At 70.3% G+C, this 16,803-nt stretch carries 16 protein-coding genes and 3 tRNA genes; 7 read left to right on the top strand and 12 right to left on the bottom strand.

Annotated elements, in window-relative coordinates:
* Positions 1-41: 41 nt before the first annotated feature.
* From rplK to ABD256_RS06255, 4 genes are all read right to left on the bottom strand, one after another.
* The gene (gene rplK, locus ABD256_RS06270; RefSeq protein ID WP_344414433.1) at positions 42-473 is read right to left on the bottom strand and encodes a 50S ribosomal protein L11; all 432 of its coding nucleotides are present in this window, start codon (positions 471-473) and stop codon (positions 42-44) included.
* Positions 474-556: 83 nt separating this feature from the next.
* The gene (gene nusG, locus ABD256_RS06265) at positions 557-1,414 is read right to left on the bottom strand and encodes a transcription termination/antitermination protein NusG (RefSeq protein WP_344414431.1); all 858 of its coding nucleotides are present in this window, start codon (positions 1,412-1,414) and stop codon (positions 557-559) included.
* A 95-nt stretch (positions 1,415-1,509) separates the two neighbouring features.
* Positions 1,510-1,968, bottom strand: a complete 459-nt coding sequence (gene secE / locus ABD256_RS06260; RefSeq protein WP_344414429.1) for a preprotein translocase subunit SecE — start codon at positions 1,966-1,968, stop codon at positions 1,510-1,512.
* Between the two features lie 28 nt (positions 1,969-1,996).
* A tRNA-Trp gene (locus ABD256_RS06255) sits at positions 1,997-2,069 on the bottom strand.
* A gap of 225 nt (positions 2,070-2,294) precedes the next feature.
* Between ABD256_RS06255 and ABD256_RS06250 the strand changes: the two genes are divergently transcribed.
* Positions 2,295-3,524 carry a pyridoxal phosphate-dependent aminotransferase gene (locus ABD256_RS06250; RefSeq protein ID WP_344414427.1) on the top strand — a complete coding sequence of 410 codons (1,230 nt, stop codon included), beginning with the start codon at positions 2,295-2,297 and terminating at the stop codon, positions 3,522-3,524.
* 54 nt (positions 3,525-3,578) lie between these two features.
* Here ABD256_RS06250 and ABD256_RS06245 read toward each other — a convergent pair whose 3' ends face one another.
* Positions 3,579-3,794 (bottom strand): hypothetical protein, encoded by a 216-nt coding sequence (locus tag ABD256_RS06245; RefSeq protein ID WP_344414425.1) that lies wholly within the window; start codon positions 3,792-3,794, stop codon positions 3,579-3,581.
* 128 nt (positions 3,795-3,922) lie between these two features.
* Between ABD256_RS06245 and ABD256_RS06240 the strand changes: the two genes are divergently transcribed.
* The 3 genes from ABD256_RS06240 (at position 3,923) to ABD256_RS06230 (ending at position 6,391) form a co-directional block, all read left to right on the top strand.
* On the top strand, positions 3,923-4,273 hold the full coding sequence (locus ABD256_RS06240) for a GntR family transcriptional regulator (RefSeq protein ID WP_344414423.1): 351 nt from the start codon (positions 3,923-3,925) through the stop codon (positions 4,271-4,273).
* Positions 4,270-5,265 (top strand): hypothetical protein, encoded by a 996-nt coding sequence (locus tag ABD256_RS06235; protein WP_344414421.1) that lies wholly within the window; start codon positions 4,270-4,272, stop codon positions 5,263-5,265. The genes ABD256_RS06240 and ABD256_RS06235 overlap by 4 nt, the downstream gene beginning before the upstream one ends.
* A 220-nt stretch (positions 5,266-5,485) precedes the next feature.
* Positions 5,486-6,391 carry an SGNH/GDSL hydrolase family protein gene (locus ABD256_RS06230; protein ID WP_344414419.1) on the top strand — a complete coding sequence of 302 codons (906 nt, stop codon included), beginning with the start codon at positions 5,486-5,488 and terminating at the stop codon, positions 6,389-6,391.
* A 15-nt stretch (positions 6,392-6,406) separates the two neighbouring features.
* Here ABD256_RS06230 and ABD256_RS06225 read toward each other — a convergent pair whose 3' ends face one another.
* From ABD256_RS06225 to ABD256_RS06195, 7 genes are all read right to left on the bottom strand, one after another.
* Positions 6,407-6,811, bottom strand: a complete 405-nt coding sequence (locus ABD256_RS06225; RefSeq protein ID WP_344414417.1) for a MaoC family dehydratase — start codon at positions 6,809-6,811, stop codon at positions 6,407-6,409.
* Positions 6,808-7,257 carry a MaoC family dehydratase N-terminal domain-containing protein gene (locus ABD256_RS06220; RefSeq protein WP_344414415.1) on the bottom strand — a complete coding sequence of 150 codons (450 nt, stop codon included), beginning with the start codon at positions 7,255-7,257 and terminating at the stop codon, positions 6,808-6,810. Before ABD256_RS06220 ends, ABD256_RS06225 begins: the two co-directional genes overlap by 4 nt.
* Positions 7,258-7,292: 35 nt before the next feature.
* Positions 7,293-8,402 (bottom strand): S1 family peptidase, encoded by a 1,110-nt coding sequence (locus tag ABD256_RS06215; RefSeq protein WP_344414413.1) that lies wholly within the window; start codon positions 8,400-8,402, stop codon positions 7,293-7,295.
* Positions 8,403-8,658: 256 nt separating this feature from the next.
* On the bottom strand, positions 8,659-8,823 hold the full coding sequence (gene rpmG, locus ABD256_RS06210) for a 50S ribosomal protein L33 (RefSeq protein ID WP_005152047.1): 165 nt from the start codon (positions 8,821-8,823) through the stop codon (positions 8,659-8,661).
* Between the two features lie 126 nt (positions 8,824-8,949).
* Positions 8,950-9,022: transfer RNA gene (locus ABD256_RS06205), tRNA-Met, on the bottom strand.
* Positions 9,023-9,173: 151 nt separating this feature from the next.
* Positions 9,174-9,246, bottom strand: a tRNA-Thr gene (locus tag ABD256_RS06200).
* Between the two features lie 66 nt (positions 9,247-9,312).
* The gene (locus tag ABD256_RS06195) at positions 9,313-11,955 is read right to left on the bottom strand and encodes a putative bifunctional diguanylate cyclase/phosphodiesterase (RefSeq protein ID WP_425546389.1); all 2,643 of its coding nucleotides are present in this window, start codon (positions 11,953-11,955) and stop codon (positions 9,313-9,315) included.
* Positions 11,956-12,230: 275 nt separating this feature from the next.
* Between ABD256_RS06195 and ABD256_RS06190 the strand changes: the two genes are divergently transcribed.
* The 3 genes from ABD256_RS06190 to lon all read left to right on the top strand — a co-directional run bounded on the left by ABD256_RS06190 (position 12,231) and on the right by lon (position 16,654).
* Positions 12,231-13,169 (top strand): GNAT family N-acetyltransferase, encoded by a 939-nt coding sequence (locus ABD256_RS06190; RefSeq protein WP_344414411.1) that lies wholly within the window; start codon positions 12,231-12,233, stop codon positions 13,167-13,169.
* 121 nt (positions 13,170-13,290) lie between these two features.
* Positions 13,291-14,139, top strand: a complete 849-nt coding sequence (locus ABD256_RS06185) for an SAM-dependent methyltransferase (RefSeq protein WP_344414409.1) — start codon at positions 13,291-13,293, stop codon at positions 14,137-14,139.
* 103 nt (positions 14,140-14,242) lie between these two features.
* On the top strand, positions 14,243-16,654 hold the full coding sequence (gene lon, locus ABD256_RS06180; RefSeq protein WP_344414407.1) for an endopeptidase La: 2,412 nt from the start codon (positions 14,243-14,245) through the stop codon (positions 16,652-16,654).
* Positions 16,655-16,803 lie beyond the last annotated feature (149 nt).

Here is a 16,803-nt window from a genome sequence, read left to right as displayed (position 1 = left end):
AGTCGTGGTGCGAGCCAGCGCCGGCTCTCCCACAGGGGCGGTCACTCTACGGTGATGCCCATCGAACGGGCGGTGCCCGCGATGATCTTGGCGGCCTGGTCGACGTCGTGCGCGTTGAGGTCGCTCTTCTTGACCTCCGCGATCTCCTTGACCTGGTCCCAGGTGACCTTGGCGACCTTGTTCTTGTGCGGCTCCGGCGAGCCCTTCTGCACACCAGCGGCCTTGAGCAGCAGCTTCGCGGCGGGCGGGGTCTTCAGCTTGAAGTCGAACGAGCGGTCTTCGTACACGGAGATCTCGACCGGCACGACATTGCCGCGCTGCGACTCGGTGGCCGCGTTGTAGGCCTTGCAGAACTCCATGATGTTGACGCCGTGCTGACCCAGCGCCGGGCCGACCGGCGGGGCCGGGTTGGCCGCACCAGCCGAGATCTGCAGCTTGATGATCGCTGCGAGCTTCTTCTTCTTGGGTGGCATTTCTGTATGTCCTTCTGCGGGTTATCGCGTTTCCCGAGCGCACCTGCCAGTGGCGCGGGAACTGCCGGCCGTCTCTGCGGCCGTCAGATCTTGGAGACCTGGGTGAACGACAGCTCGACCGGGGTCTCCCGGCCGAAGATCGACACCAGGACCTTCAGCTTCTGCCCGTCCGCGTTGACCTCGCTGATCGTGGCGGGCAGCGTGGCGAACGGGCCGTCCATGACGGTGACCGACTCGCCGACCTCGAAGTCCACCTCGACGGTGCCGCCGCCGAGCGGGGCTGCCGTGGTCTCGGACTCGCCCTTGGCCTTCGCCGGGGCGGCCTTCTCGACCTGCGGTGCGAGGAACTTCAGCACGTCTTCGGTGGTCAGCGGCGACGGGCGCGAGGTCGCGCCGACGAAGCCGGTGACACCGGGGGTGTTGCGGACGGCGCTCCACGAAGCGTCGTTGAGGTCCATCCTGACCAGGATGTAGCCGGGCAGCACCTTGCGCTGCACCTGCTTGCGCTGGCCGTTCTTGATCTCGGTGACCTCTTCGGTCGGCACCTCGATCTGGAAGATGAAGTCCTCGACGTCCAGGGTCTGGGTCCTGGTCTCGAGGTTCGTCTTGACCTTGTTCTCGTAGCCGGCGTAGGAGTGCACGACGTACCACTCGCCCGGCGCGGCGTTGAGCTCCGCGCGCAGCTTGGCGACCGGGTCCTGCTCCTCGTCCTCGGCGGGCGCCCCGGTCTCGTCCACGACGTCGTCAGCGGTGCCGGAGTCGGCAGGGTCCTCGGACTCGTCCGCTGCGTCCTCGTCTTCGGCGGTGTCGCTCTCGTCCGTGGCGGGCACCTCGACCGGCTCGGTGTGCTCCGAGTTCTCCTCGGCGACCGCCGCGTGCACTTCTTCGTCAGAAAGGCCGGTCAGATCCTGACCGGCGACTGCGCCATTCTCGCCAGCCACGTTCCGTCCTCTCACCTAATCGCTTGTCGTGCTCGTCTCAAGCCCGCCATGAAGCCACAGCTTCGCCGACGCTACGGCGCCGGACGCGAACTCGCTCAGCCGAACAGCCAGAACACGCCCTTTTCGAAGACGAAGTTCAGGCCCCACACGAGCGCGACCATGAAGCTCACGAAGACCAGGACCACCGTCGTGTAGGTGACCATCTGCTTGCGCGTCGGCCAGATGACCTTGCGCAGCTCGGCCCACACCTCGCGGATGAACCTCGACAGCCGCCCCCACAGGGAGACCTTCTTCTTGTCCTGGCGGTTCCGCTTGGGAGTCGCCTTCTCCTTGCCACCGGCCTTGGCCGGCTTGTCCGCCTTGGCCTTCCCGGCGGGTCGGGTCCTGTCCTCGTCCGTACTCGCCGAGTCGGCCCTGGAAGCACCAGCCTTGCCGGCCGGGCGCGCGGAGGCGCGCCGCTCACGCCGGGCCGCGGCGGTGACCGGACGGGAGGGAGCCTTCGGCTCCTTCTCCTGGTCCTTCTCGCCGCTGGCGTCGCTGTCGCTCACGACCACTCCTCCGCTTAGCCAGTTGGGTCGAACGCAGGGGTGACAGGACTTGAACCTGCAACCTGCGGTTTTGGAGACCGCTGCTCTGCCAATTGAGCTACACCCCTTCGGCCGGTGCCCGACCGCTGCACCGCCCGCAGGACACATTTCACCATCCCCGCCTCGCAGCGGGGTCAGGGGTCATGCGTTCCAAGTTCGGCAGTCTACGGCAAGCCGCCGGGCGGTCCGCAACCGACTACCTTCGCTGCCCCGTGACCTACTGACCCCCGTACGGCGGTTGACGCACGGACCTGCGTAAGGCCGTGTGCGGCGCCCGTGGAACCATGGCAGCCATGGCTACTCAGGCTGCTTCGTCCTCTGCCCGCACTCGCGTCTCCGCCCGGATCGCCGGGATCAACCCGTCCGCGACGCTCGCGGTCGACGCGAAGGCGAAGGCGCTCAAGGCCGAGGGCCGCCCGGTGATCGGCTTCGGCGCCGGACAGCCCGACTTCCCGACCCCGGACTACGTGGTCGAGGCCGCCGCCGCCGCCGTGCGCGACCGCGCGAACCACGGCTACACCGCCGCGGCCGGCCTGCCCGAGCTGCGGGAGGCGATCGCCGCGAAGACGCTGCGCGACTCCGGCTACGCCGTCGAAGCCTCGCAGACGCTGGTGACCAACGGCGGAAAGCAGGCCGTTTATTCCGCGTTCGCGACGCTCGTCGACCCCGGCGACGAGGTGCTGCTGCTCGCGCCGTACTGGACCACCTACCCCGAGTCGATCACGCTCGCCGGCGGCGTCCCGGTGCAGGTCACCGCGGACGAGTCGACCGGCTACCTGGTCACCGTCGAGCAGCTCGAGGCGGCGCGCACGGAGCGCACCAAGGTGCTGCTGTTCAACTCGCCGTCGAACCCGACCGGCTCGGTGTACTCGCGCGCGCAGGTCGAGGAGATCGGCCGCTGGGCGTACGAGCACGGCATCTGGGTGATCACCGACGAGATCTACGAGCACCTCGTCTACGACGGCGTCAAGGCCGAGTCGCTGCCGGTCGTGGTGCCGGAGATGGCGGACCGGACGCTCGTGCTCAACGGTGTCGCGAAGACCTACTCGATGACCGGCTGGCGCGTCGGCTGGATCGTCGGCCCGCAGGACGTGATCAAGGCGGCTTCCAGCTACCAGTCGCACCTGTGCGGCAACGTGGCGAACGTGTCGCAGCGCGCGGCGCTGGCCGCGGTCGCCGGCCCGCTCGACATCGTCGCCGAAATGCGGGCCTCGTTCGACGTGCGCCGCAAGAAGATCGTTTCGCTGCTCTCGGCCATCCCCGGCGTGGACTGCCCGACCCCGGAGGGCGCGTTCTACGCCTACCCGTCGGTGAAAGCGTTGCTGGGCAAGGAGATCCGCGGGGAAAAGCCGGCGGACACGGTCGCGCTGGCCGACCTGATCCTGCGCGAGGCCGAGGTCGCCGTCGTTCCGGGTGAGGCGTTCGGGACGCCGGGGTACTTCCGGTTCTCCTACGCGCTCGCCGAGGCCGACCTGGTCGAGGGCGTCAACCGCGTCGCGGCCCTGCTCTCCGAAGCGAAGTAGCGCGCTGCCGGTGCGCCGGGCGATCCGCTCGGCGCACCGGCAGCCTTCGTCACGTCACTCTTCGCCGTCGGCGAGCGCGACCAGCGCCGACGCCTTCGCCGCGTACTTCCACTTCCCGAGGTCGCGGATCGTCTTGATCTTCAGCTCCGCGAGCAGTTCGTCGTGCTTGGGCGTGAGGCCCTCGAGCGCGGACGGCGGCGCGTCGAGCAGTTCGCTGATTCCCTTGTCCTCGTATGCCTTGTCCACCAGCTTGTTCAGGTTCAGGCTCACGGGTTCGCGTTCCTTCCGGTAGGAGCAGGTGCGCCACGGACTCTCATCCCGCGCACCGGTGATCGCAACTCGGCGTCCCCCACATCGGGGTTGACCAAAACCCAGTTTGTTCTAGTACAGTGCGAACTATGTTGATCCGGATCGACCCGGCGTCGACGGTCGCGCTCTACGAGCAGGTGGCCGCGGCGGTCCGGCGCGCGGTCGCCGACGGCACGGTGCGCCGCGGGGAGCAGTTGCCCGTCGCCCGCGAGCTGGCGGCGTCACTCGAGATCAACGTGCACACCGTGCTGCGCGCCTACGCCGTCCTGCGCGACGAGGGCCTCATCGACCTGCGCCGTCGTCGCGGCGCGGTGGTGACGGCCGAAGCGAAGCCGCGGGCCCGCCTCAACGAACTCGTCGGCGAGCTCATCACGGAAGCACGCCGGGAAGGGATGAGCGCCGACGAGCTCACCCATGTGCTCAGGGAGAGGTACACATGACAGCGCCACACGGAAAGACCCGGATCCTGCTGGCGACCGCCGGGGTGCCCGCCGCAGCCGTCGCCGTCGCGGGGGTGATGGCGTGGCTGTGGGACGCGCGGCTGCCCGAGGTGGTCGCCGTGCACTGGACGAGCGGCGAACCGAACAACTCCGCGTCGCTCGGCCCGTTCCTGACGATCGCGCTCCTCGTCGGTGCCGTGCTCGCGATGGCCGTTTCGTGGCTGGCGGTGACCGCGGCGCGCCGGGGCAACGGCCTCTCGCGCATCGCGATCGGCTTCTTCGCCGGGTTCACCACGATCCCGGCGAGCGGCGTGCTCGGTGTCCTGGTCGGCAACCTCGACGTCGGGGACTGGCACCGGGCGACCGGGTCCGCGCTGGTCGCGATGGTGTCCCTGCTCGTGGCGGTGGTCGCGGGGGTCCTCGCGGCGTTCGTCATGGGCCCGGTCCCGAGCGTCCCGGGGGCGGACGGGCCCGCGGCGGACGCACCCGCGATCGGGCTCGCACCCGGTCAGCGCGCGGTGTGGGTCGGCAGCACCACCAACCGGTTCCTGCTGTCGTCCGTGCTCGTGGTGCCGCTCGTCGGGTTCGTGGTCAACCAGGTCGGCATGGTGGCCGTGCCCGCGTGGATCTACCTGGCGCTGTTCCTCGTCGGTGCCGTGGTGACACTGCTCGGCGCGCGGCTCGGCGCGACCGTGGACTCCGCGGGCCTGACCATCCGGATGGGCCTGCTCGGCTGGCCGCGGCGGCACTTCCCGCTCGACCGGATCGACCACGCCGACGTCGCCGACCTCGGCCTGTTGCAGGGCGGCGGCTTCGGGTACCGCGTGAACCCGTTCACCGGCGAGTCGCTCTACAAGCTCCGCGGGGGCCCGGCGCTCGCGGTCGCGCTGCGCAAGGGCGGGCTCGTCTACGTCTCCGTCGACGACCCCGCTCCGGGGGCGGGCCTGCTCAACGACCTCCTGCGGCACCGGGCCGCCGCCCACGACGTTTAGCCCGCTAAACGCACACGGCGGCCAGGACGCCGGTTCACCCTGGCGTCCCGGCCGCTGACGACGTTTAGCCCGCTAAACGCACGCCAGGCCCCTGCCGGCCCGGGGTCGGCGCCCGCGACGTTTAGCCCGCTGAACGCGGGCCGGGCCGAGCTTCGCTCGGTTGGGGAGAGTGCCCGGTCGGCCCTCACCCGAAGCGCCGAGTTCGCGTACAAAAGGAACTGTGGCGAACAAGGGTGGTGGGGGATGCCTGGTCCTGCTCGTGATCGTGGCCGCGATCGGCGGGTACGCCTACTACCGGAGCCACCAGGGCGGTTCCGCCGAGCCGCCGGCGCCGCCGGGGTCGACGATCGGCGGCGGGTCCGGCCGCTACGTCGCGCTGGGTGACTCGTACACGTCCGCGCCGCGCACCGGCAAGCAGGCCGGCGGGCCTGCCGGGTGTGCCCGCTCGGACAACAACTACCCGCACCTCGTGGCCGCCGAGCTGAAGCCGGCCGAGTTCGCCGACGTCAGCTGCAGCGGCGCGACGACGGCGAACCTCACCGGCTCGCAGAAGACGAAGGACGGCACGAACCCGCCCCAGCTCGACGCGGTGAACGACAAGACGACCCTGGTCACGATCGGGATCGGCGGCAACGATGTCGGGCTCATCGGCCTCGCGGGCACCTGCGCGACGGCGAACCCGAACGGCGCGCCGTGCCGCGACCGCCTCACCGGGGGCGGCAAGGACGAACTGGCCGCGAAGATCGACGCCACCGCGGGCAAGGTCTCCTCGACGCTCAAGAAGATCCACCAGAAGGCGCCCAAGGCGCGCGTCGTGGTGGTCGGCTACCCGACGGTGCTGCCCGACGGCGACGGCTGCTGGCCGGTGCTGCCGTTCGGCGCGCCCGACGTCGCCTACCTGCGCGATGAGCTCGGCAAGCTCAACGACATGCTCGCCGCGCAGGCGAAGGCCAACAACGCGGGGTTCGCCGACACCGCGCGCCCCGGCAAGGGGCACGACCTGTGCACCGATTCCGACGAGCGCTGGGTCGAGGGCCTCATCCCGACCAGCGCCGCCGCCCCGCTGCACCCGAACGCCAAGGGCGAGCGGGGCATGGCGGACGTGGTCGCGAAGCTCCTGACCTGACCTGCGGTTAGCGGGCTAAACGCGCTCGGGGCGGACGAGGGCGACGGCTTTGCCCAGCACGGTCTTCCCGTCGAACTTGGCGGTGATCGCGACGGTCACGGTGCCGTTCTCGTCGGGTTCGCCCGCGGTGCCGGTGAACTCGACGAGCGCGCCTTCGTCGTCGTCGGGCACCACGACGGGCCGGGTGAACCGCACGCTGTAGTCGACGAGCCTGCCGGGGTCGCCGAGCCAGTCGGTGACGAACCGGCCGCCGAGCGCCATGGTGAGCATGCCGTGGCCGATGATGTCGGGCAGCCCGACCTCCTTGGCGAACCGCTCGTTCCAGTGGATCGGGTTGAAGTCCAGCGACGCGCCCGCGTACCGGACCAGCTGCGCCCTGGTGACCCGCACGCTCAGCGGTGGGAGTTCGACCTTGCTCATGCCTCGGCCCTCCTGACCACGAGCTGCGCCGAGGTGGTGCACACGTGCTCCCCCGCCTCGTCCACGATCTCCGCGCGCGCGGTCAGGAAGTCGTTGCCCGCCCGGTCCATGATGTCGTCGATGTACACCGTCAGGCTCAGCCGGTCCCCCGCGTGCACCGGCCGCGAGTGCGCGAAGCGCTGGTTCCCGTGGACCATCCGCGCGTAGTCGAGGCCGAGTTCCGGATCGGCGACGACCTTGTTGATCGCGGGGAGGTTGAGGATCGTCAGGAACGTCGGCGGCGCGATGACGTCGGGATAACCGGCGGCCTTCGCGGCTTCGGGATCGTGGTAGAGCGGGTTGGTGTCGCCGATCGTCTCGGCGAACTCCCTGATCTTCTCCCGCCCCACGTCGTACGTGCTTTCGGGCGGGTAACTGCGACCGACGAACGAGGAATCCAAGGGCACGGCGGCCACCTTACCGGGCCGCCGTGCCCGCTGGATCAGTTGAGGCTCACGCCGTACGCGGAGAGCGCCTCGCCGACGGGCTGGAAGTACGAGCTGCCGCCGCCCATGCCGGAGGTGATGCCGAGGCCCTTGCTGCCGTCGAAGAGGCAGCCGCCGGAGTCGCCGGGGTTGACCGAGGCACTGGTCTGGATGAGCTGCGAAACGCTGCCCTCCGAGTAGTTCACCGTGACGTTCGTGCGGGTCACGGAGCCGCAGGTGAGGCGCGTGGTGCTGCCGCTCTTGCAGATGCGCTCGCCTACCGTCGCGGTGGCCGCGGAGGAAATGCGCTGCGTCGAACCGTTGTACAGCGACACCTCGCCGGGGCCGGTGCTGTTGCTGTTGCGGATGAGGCCGTAGTCGTTGCCGGGGAAGCTCGCCCCCTGCGACGGGCCGACGTTCCACTGCGAAACCGCGCGGGTGCAGTGCCCGGCGTCGACGATGTAGTTCTGGCCGCCCTTGTTGGTGTTGAACCCGACCGAGCAGCGGGTACCGCCGCCGGTGATCGCCTCACCGTTGTAGATCGCGGTGTGCATGGCACCGGTGACGTGCTCCACGGCGACGCGCTCGCCGAAGCCCCGCGCGGCGGCGAGCAGCCGGTCGAGGGCGGGGCCCTTGGCGGCGTCGGACACCGTGACGACGATCCGGTTCGCCTGCTCGTCGAGGCCGATCGCGGTGTGGGTGACGGCGGGCAGCGCCTGCAGTGCGCCCTGGGCGTCGGCGAGTTGCGCGGAGCTGTGCCGGACCACCTTGGCGACGGCACCGGCGGCGCGGGCCTGGTCGGCGGCCGCGGCGTCGAGGACGTTCACGGTCGGCGTGCCCTTCGCGTCGAGATAGCCACCGGCGGCGCGCTGCCCCAGCGCGCCGGTGACCGCGTGGACGGTGTCGGTGGCGGCCTGCTGGGCCCGCAGCTGCGCGGTCGCCTCGGCCGCCGACACGTGCGCGTCCGCGGCGAGCGAGGAAACGGCGGCGTGCTGGACGGACGCGCCGTACCCGTCGATGCCCGTGGCGGAGGCGGTGCTGGGGGCGATGAGACCGAAGGCCGCGAGGCCTGCGACGGCCGCGGTGGTGGCGAGCCTTCGTGGGGTGCGACTTGGGGACTTCGTCATTCCGGCAACTCACTTTCTGACGCCGGGCGCGCGGTAGCGCGCTCGTCGGAGTGGGTTCGCCGGCACGTCTCGCGTGACCGGCACCGGGATTCCCGGCGCAGAGCAGCGTGTCCCGCGTCAGGCGGTACGGAACAGGGCCGACAGTCGGCTGTCCGTTAAAACAAGTAGTGTCCGATTTGAGTAGGTGTCGGCACACGCAAAGAAGACCGCCCCCGAATACGGGAGCGGCCTTCTCGACAGCCGGTGGGACGCGCGGTCAGCGAGTCTCCTTGTGGGTACGGTGCGTACCGCAGTTCGGGCAGAACTTCTTCATCTCAAGACGGTCCGGGTTGTTGCGCCGGTTCTTCTTGGTGATGTAGTTGCGGTGCTTGCACTCTTCGCACGCCAGCGTGATCTTCGGTCGCACGTCGGTCGCAGCCACGGCAAAGCTCCTCTAGCTAAAAATTCGGTACCCCGCGTGTGCGGGGGCCTGGGGCTCGCCCCAGTCTACTGGCGAGTCGGCGCGCGGCTCATCGCACCTGATGAATCGCGCTCCGCCTGTTCTGCGTAGCGGTGATCGGACTTGAACCGACGACACAGCGATTATGAGCCGCTTGCTCTACCAACTGAGCTACACCGCCCTACAACATGCCCACCCCAACCCCATCTTGCCTGCCTACGGGGATCCAGGGGGCTTGCCCCCTGGCGGGGGTCTGGGGGCCAGGCCCCCAGAGGACACCGCGAAGCGAGTTCCGTTTGCGCTTTACCGCAAACAGAACCCGCCCACTCGCGAGCCCCTTTACGGAATCGAACCGTAGACCTTCTCCTTACCATGGAGACGCTCTGCCGACTGAGCTAAAGGGGCCTGGCTCAACGTTCAAGCCTCGAAGAGATTACAAGACGCGGGGCGAGGCGCTGCGAGGGGGTCCCCTTAAGTCAGCAGGGTCAGCACGTTGTGCGCCTGACGGCCCGGCGACCTGGCGGTTCGTGCCTGCAGCCAGGCTTCGAGCCGGTCCTCGGGCAGCGGGCGCGAAATGAGGTAGCCCTGTGCGACGTCGCAGCCCATCGCCTCGAGCTGATCGCGCGCGACGTCCTCCTCGACGCCCTCGGCGACGACGGTGAGCCCGAGCGAGTGCCCCAGCTCGACGATGGACCGGACGACGGCGAGGTCGCCGAGATCGGTGCCCATGCCGAGGACGAAGCTCTTGTCGATCTTGACCTCGTCGACCGGGAGCTGGCGGAGGTAGGCCAGCGACGAGTAGCCGGTGCCGAAGTCGTCGACGGCGAGCACGACGCCGAGCGCGTGCAGCTCGCGCAGGATCGGCAGCGCCTTCTGCGGGTCGGACATCACACCGGACTCGGTGAGCTCGAAGGTGAGCAGCTCCGGCGGCACGCCGAACTGGTCGAGCGCGCGCACGACCTTCGCCGGGAACTCCTCGTCGGCGAGGTTGCGGACGGACAGGTTCACCGCGGCCGAGATGCGCAGGCCCTCGTCGAGCCATTTGCGGATGCGCTTGAGGGACTCTTCGAGTACGAACCCGGTGAGCACGCCGATCAGGCCTGCCGCCTCGATCGCGGGCACGAACTCGTCGGGGCTGAGCCTGCCGAACTCGGGGTGGACCCAGCGGACGAGCGCCTCGACCCCCTGCACCTGCCGGTTCGGCAGCGACACCTTGGGCTGGTAGTGCACGCTGACCTGGCCGTCTTCGAGGGACTGCCGGAACTGCGTGACCATCTGGAAGCGGCGCATGAAGATCTGGCCCATGCTCGGCACGTAGCCGCGCACTTCCTCGCCGCCGCGGGTCGCGCGGACGGCGACGTCGGCGCGCTGCAGCAGCCCGTCGACGTCGACGATCTCGCCCGCCTCCTCGACCGACGGCGACGCGTAGCCGATCATCGCGTTCGCTTCGACGGTGAGCCGGTCGACGGGGTACGGCACGGACAGTTCCGCGCGCAGGCGTTCGGCGACGCGGTGCGCCTGGTCGGGCCCGTAGGCGATCAGCAGTGCCGCGAAGGAGGCGCCTTCGAGCCGCGCGACGGGCACCTCGTGGCCGAGCGCGTCGCGGATGCGCCTGCCCGCGGCGATCACCATGCGGTCCGCCCACGCGTAGCCGAGTGCGTCGCTGACCGTGGAGAAGACGTCGAGTTCGACGCGCAGCACGACCGAGCTGGGGTGGTCGCGCAGCGGGTCGCGGGCGACCTGGCGGAAGCCGAGCCGGTTGAACAGCCCGGTGAGCGGATCGTGGTAGGCGTCGTGGCGAAGGGTGGCCAGCAGCCTGCGGTTGTCGAGCGAGGTCGCGAGGTGGCTGGCCATCAGCCCGAGGAGCTGCACGTCGTACTTGCCGAACCCGCGCCAGCGGGACAGCCGGTCGTGCGCTTCGACGACGCCGAGCAGTTGGTTGGCGCTGCGCAACGGGACGACGAGCGCTTCCTGCGCACCGCGGTCCAGCAGCGCGGCGCGGACGTCGGAATTGGCTTCGGTGAGCCGGAAGTGCCGGACGTGCGCGCCGGGCAGGCGCAGCAGCGGGTCCTCGGCCGGCGACTGCTCGGACGGCAGCGGGTCGCCGGCGACGACGGCGCGCATCTCCTCCGCCGGTTCGAGCCGCAGCCGCAGCACCACGCGTGCCGCGGAGAGCTGGTCCTTGATCCGCTCGGCGATGGTGGCCCATTCGCCGATGTCGACGCCTTCTCCCGAGTTCTCGGCCTTGCTCGCGGGCCTCGCCGCGGCTTGCTGGCCCGACCTGGCGACCATCAGGCTCACGTCGGAAAGGGCCTCCATGTCTCGTTGCTCTCGAAGCAGATCGGAGTAGGCCCAGTACAACGCGGTGAGGCCGAGGAAGACGGCGAGCACGAGCGGCCACGCCCTGGGCGAACCGGAGATCACCAGGTACCCGGAGAGCCCGACCGAGGCGTTGACGAAGCCGACCACCAGAATCCGGCCGGTGAGGCGGAGCGCGGTGCTGATCCGCATCCGCCGCCGCAGCACGCGCACCGCGGCGAGCGCGAGCAGCGTGCTGACCAGCGGCGCGGTGAGGGTGCCCGCGAGCGCGGCGGGCCACGGCATTTCGGTGGCGCCGAGCGCGTGCTGGACGATCCCGGCGACCGCGAACGCGCCGGTGATTTCGAGGAGGAAGGCGCCCGCGTTGTAGAGCACGCGTCCCGCGACGCGGCGGGCGAGCAGGGTGCCGATCCCGGCGACGAGATGTGCCGCGAGCACGACCTCGAACGGCGCCACGAAGAACCCGATGACCAGGGGTATCTCGGTGAACGAGATGGTCCACGAGATGCCGCTGCGGACGTCGACGTTGATGCCGAGCTGCTCGGCGAGCAGGAACGCGACGGCCAGCACCAGCCCGATCCACCACAGGTCGCCGGAGGCCTTGAAGGGCAGCCACAGGCCGACCGCGGTCGCCGCGAGGAGGCCGACCGTCACCACGGTGGCGGTGTAGACGCGGAAGCGGAACTCGTCGGAACGCCCGGCGCGGACGGCAGGCCGCACCGGCCCGGTGCCACCCCGCTTACCCGGCATGTCGACCGGGACGGAAACGTCAGGCTCGCCACCTGAGTCCGGCATGCAACCCCCTTCCGGCTGCTCTCCCCAGTCCGCCACCCGATCGATTCGCGCAGAGCGCACGGCCGAGCGCGAACGAGGCATCACTGTACCCCGGAGGGCGTATTTAGGCCTCTCTCCGATGCCGATCAGATCAGCTCAGGGTTAACTCCGCCCCAACAGCGCTGACCTGCACGGACCACGGGGTGAAACAAGAGCGCTTTTCACATCCGGCCGGTATCGCACGGAGTGACCGACCTGGGTGCGGCCGATCGCCGCGGGGGGTCTTCAATGACGCGATGGACGTGGACACGATCGCGACCGCCCACAACGGCAGGCTGCGCACGATCGACCCCCTTCTTCCCGACGTAGATCGGCATCTCGCCGCCCCGGACGGCGCGGACCTGCTCGTCGAAGCGGGCGGTTCCGCGGCGGCGGGCTTCGCCTCGCGCACCGAGGTGGCCGCGGACTCCCGTGACGCACTGTCGCGACCGCTGGTCGAGCACACGTTGTCGGTGCACCTCGCCGGCCCGGAACCCGGTGCCGCGCTGGAGGGGCTGCTCACGCGGTGGGAGGCCGCCCTCTCAGCGGAAACGGCTCCCGGTGACTGGGACACCGCGGCCGTCGTCGCCAGGCCGAGCCGTGATTCGGCGGGCTGCGCCGAGCTGCTCCGGCACGGCTTTTCCGCGGTGCGCGTGCTCGCCGCCCGCCCGGCCGACCGGCTCGTCGCCACCGGCCCGCGCGCCACGCCTGGCGTGCACATCCGGCCCGCGGAGCAGGGCGATCTCGCCACCGCCGTCGAACTGCAGCTCGAACTCCGGAACTACGAGGCGCAGTTCGGCGTGGTCACGCACCGGCCCGACGCGGGCAAGGTCGTGGAGGCCGAGCTCGGCGACCTGCTCTCCCGCGACAACCCCGCGCTGTGGATCGCCGAGCTGTACGGCAGGCCGCTGGGCATGCTGCACGTGCAGATGCCCCACGAGACCGGGTGGGTCGCGCCGTACACCAGTGCTTCGCGGGTCGGCTACCTGTCCTCGCTGCACATCGCGGAGGCCGCGCGCTCGTCCGGCGTCGGCACCGCGCTGGCCGCGCACGCGCACCAGCTGTTCGACGAGGCCAGCACGGACGTGGTCCTGCTCCACCACGCGCTGGCGAACCCCCGGTCCACGCCGTTCTGGTGCGCGCAGGGCTACCGCCCGCTGTGGACGTACTGGTACCGCCGTCCGGCAGTGCACTAATCGGGCATAGGAACCAAATCCCTGGTGCATCCACGAATGCACCCGCTGGTGCGCGTGCACGCTGAGCGCCTGGAGCGGTACCCTCGGCCCGCCAGCGTCCCGAAGCGGTCGGGGATTTTTGATGAGCGAAGTCTTGAGGTCGGCGCCAGCGGCACCGGCCAGGGTCGACACCGACAGGCCGTCGGCGGCCCGCATGTACGACTGGTTCCTCGGCGGCACCCAGAACTGGGCGGTCGACCGGGAGTTCGGGCGCAAGGTCGAACGCGTCTGGCCGCACATCAGGATCGTCGCGAAGCAGAACCGGCAGTTCATGAACCGGGTGGTCCGGCACGCGCTGGACGCCGGGATCCGCCAGTTCGTCGACCTCGGCTCCGGCGAGCCGACGATCGGCAACGTGCACGAGGTCGTGCGACGGCACCTGCCGAGGGGCCAGCGCGCGCGGGTCGCCTACGTCGACTACGAGCCCATTTCGGTCGTCCACTCGACCGCGATGCTCGACCAGGACCGCGCGCAGGACTGGGCCACCGTGGCGCAGCACGACCTGCGGGACGTGCCGGGCGTGCTGGCCGATCGCGACATCCGCAGGCTGATCGACTTCTCGAAGCCGGTGTGCCTGCTGATGATCGCGGTGCTGCACTTCCTCGGCGACGACGACCGGCCAGGCGACCTGGTGCGCGCCTACCGCGACGAACTGGCGCCGGGAAGCTGGCTCGGGCTGTCGCACATCGCCTCCGACGAGGCCGAGCCCGTGGGGAAGATCCAGATCGAACGGTTCGGCGAGGCGTACCAGAAGACGACCAACCCGCTCTGGGTCCGAGACCGCGAGGAGATCGAGGGCTGGTTCGACGGCTGGGAGCTGGTCCGCCCCGGCTTCGTGCACCTGCCGGACTGGCGGCCGGAGCGCAGGGTCACCGAAACGGAGGCCGAAGGCCGCCCGTTCGCGTGGTGCGGCGTCGGCGAAAAGCACTGATCTTATTCCCCGGCGGCGCTCGCTACGAGCGAACAACCAGCGGAAACAAACGCGCACTCGAAGAAGTTGAGCGAGGTGAACTCAACCTTCAAGGAGTGCACAGATGAGTGAGACACGCCTCCTGCCCGTCCTCCCCCTCGACGACGACGTGGTGCTGCCCGGCATGGTCGTGCCGCTCGACCTGACCGAAGGCGAAACCCGCGCCGCGGTGGAGTCCGCGCAGGCGAAGGCGCCCAGCGGCGCCTCGTTCCCCGGAATCCGGTCGGCCGCGCCGCAGCAGCGCGCCGAGGTCCTGATCGTGCCGAGGATCGACGGCGAGTACGCCGAAATGGGCACGATCGCCACCGTCGAACGCGTCGGGCGCGTGCCGGGTGGCAAGGCCGCGGCGCTGCTGCGCGGCACCGGCCGTGCCCGCGTCGGCCACATCGCGGACGGCCCCGGCGCGGCGCGCTGGGTGCACGCCGAAGAGGCCCCCGAAACCGGGAACGACGGCGAACGCACCAAGGCGCTCGCCGCCGAGTACAAGTCGCTGGTCGTCTCCGTGCTCGAACAGCGCGGCGGCTGGCAGATGATCGACGCCGTCAACGGCCTCGAAGACCCGTCGGCGATCGCGGACCTGGCCGGGAACGCGCCGTACCTCGGCGTCCAGGAGAAGCTGGAGCTGCTCCGGACCGTGGATGTGCCGTCCCGCTTGGAAAAGGCGCTCGAATCGACGCGCGAGCACCTCGCGGAGCTCGAAGTGAACGACACGATCCGCAAGGACGTCGCGGAGGGCATGGAGAAGCAGCAGAAGGAGTTCCTGCTGCGCCGCCAGCTCGAGGCGATCAAGAAGGAGCTCGGCGAGCTGGACGGGTCCGGCGAGGACGACGACTACCGCTCGCGCGTGGAGTCGGCCGAGCTGCCTGCGCACGTCCGCAAGGCCGCTCTGTCCGAAGTGGACAAACTGGAGCGGACCTCGGAGCAGTCGCCGGAGGGCGGCTGGATCCGCACCTGGCTGGACACCGTGCTCGAAATGCCGTGGCAGAGCACGACCGAGGACGTGCACGACATCGCGGCCGCGCGCGAAGTGCTCGACGCGGACCACGCCGGTCTCGACGACGTGAAGGAACGGATCATCGAGTACCTGGCCGTGCGCGCGCGGCGTGCGCAGGCCGGCAAGGGTGCTGTGGGCGGTCGTCGTTCCGGGGCGGTGCTGGCGCTCGTGGGCCCGCCGGGGGTCGGCAAGACCTCGCTCGGCGAGTCCGTGGCGAAGGCGATGGACCGGAAGTTCGTGCGGGTCGCGCTCGGCGGGATCCGGGACGAGGCCGAGATCCGCGGGCACCGGCGCACCTACGTCGGCGCGATGCCGGGCCGGATCGTGCGGGCGATCAAGGAGGCCGGTTCGCTGAACCCGGTCGTGCTGCTCGACGAGGTGGACAAGGTCGGCGCGGACTACCGGGGCGACCCGACCGCCGCGCTGCTGGAGGTGCTCGACCCCGAGCAGAACCACACCTTCCGCGACCACTACCTCGAGGTCGAGCTGGACCTGTCGGACGTGGTGTTCCTGGCGACCGCGAACGCGCTGGAAACCATCCCCGGGCCGCTGCTGGACCGGATGGAACTGGTCAGCCTGGACGGCTACACCGAGCACGAGAAGGTGACCATCGGGCGCGACCACCTGCTCCCGCGCGAGCTGGAGCGGGCCGGGCTCGCCGACGGTGACGTCACGCTGACCGACGCGGCGCTGAGCCGGGTCGCGGCCGAGTACACCCGCGAGGCCGGGGTGCGCAACGCGAACCGGACCATCGCGAAGGTGCTGCGGAAGATCACCACGAAGGTCGCGCTCGACGAACTGGCGCTGCCGGTGACGGTGGACGCGTCCGATTTGGACACTTACCTCGGCCGCCCGAGGCACCTGCCGGAGTCGTCGCTGCCCGCGTCGACGCAGCGGACCTCGATCCCCGGCGTGGCGACCGGGCTGGCGGTGACCGGTGCCGGCGGGGACGTGCTCTACATCGAGGCGTCGCTCGCGGACGCGGAGTCCGGCTCGACCGGGCTGTCGCTGACCGGTCAGCTCGGCGACGTGATGAAGGAGTCGGTGCAGATCGCGCTGTCGTACCTGCGCTCGCGCGGCGCCGAGCTGGAGCTGCCGGTCGGCGACCTGAAGGACCGCGGCATCCACGTGCACGTTCCGGCCGGGGCGGTGCCGAAGGACGGCCCGTCGGCGGGGATCACCATGACCACCGCGCTCGCGTCGCTGCTCTCGGGCCGCGTCGTGAAGGCGGACGTGGCGATGACCGGCGAGGTGTCGCTGACCGGGCGGGTGCTGCCGATCGGCGGCGTGAAGCAGAAGCTGCTCGCCGCGCACCGGGCCGGGATGAAGACCGTGATCATCCCGCAGCGCAACGAGCCCGATCTGGACGACGTGCCGGCCGAGGTGCTCTCGGAGCTGGACGTGCACGCCGTGGCGAACGTGCGCGAGGTGCTCGACCTGGCGCTCGAACCGGCCGCCGCGCCGATCCCGCAGGCAGCCTGACCCCGCTCGCGGGTTTCTCCGCCCCGGAAGGCCCACCCCCGATCTCCCGGGGGTGGGCCTTCCGGGGCGCGGTCACCGGGTGCGTTTAGCGGGCTAAACGCACCCGGCGGGCTCCCAGCCGAAGCAGCGCCCCGGCCTGCAGTTAGCGG

Source organism: Amycolatopsis minnesotensis (assembly GCF_039529815.1).
Taxonomy (GTDB): Bacteria; Actinomycetota; Actinomycetes; order Mycobacteriales; family Pseudonocardiaceae; genus Amycolatopsis; species Amycolatopsis minnesotensis.
This window is presented reverse-complemented; position numbering and strand designations above follow the sequence as displayed.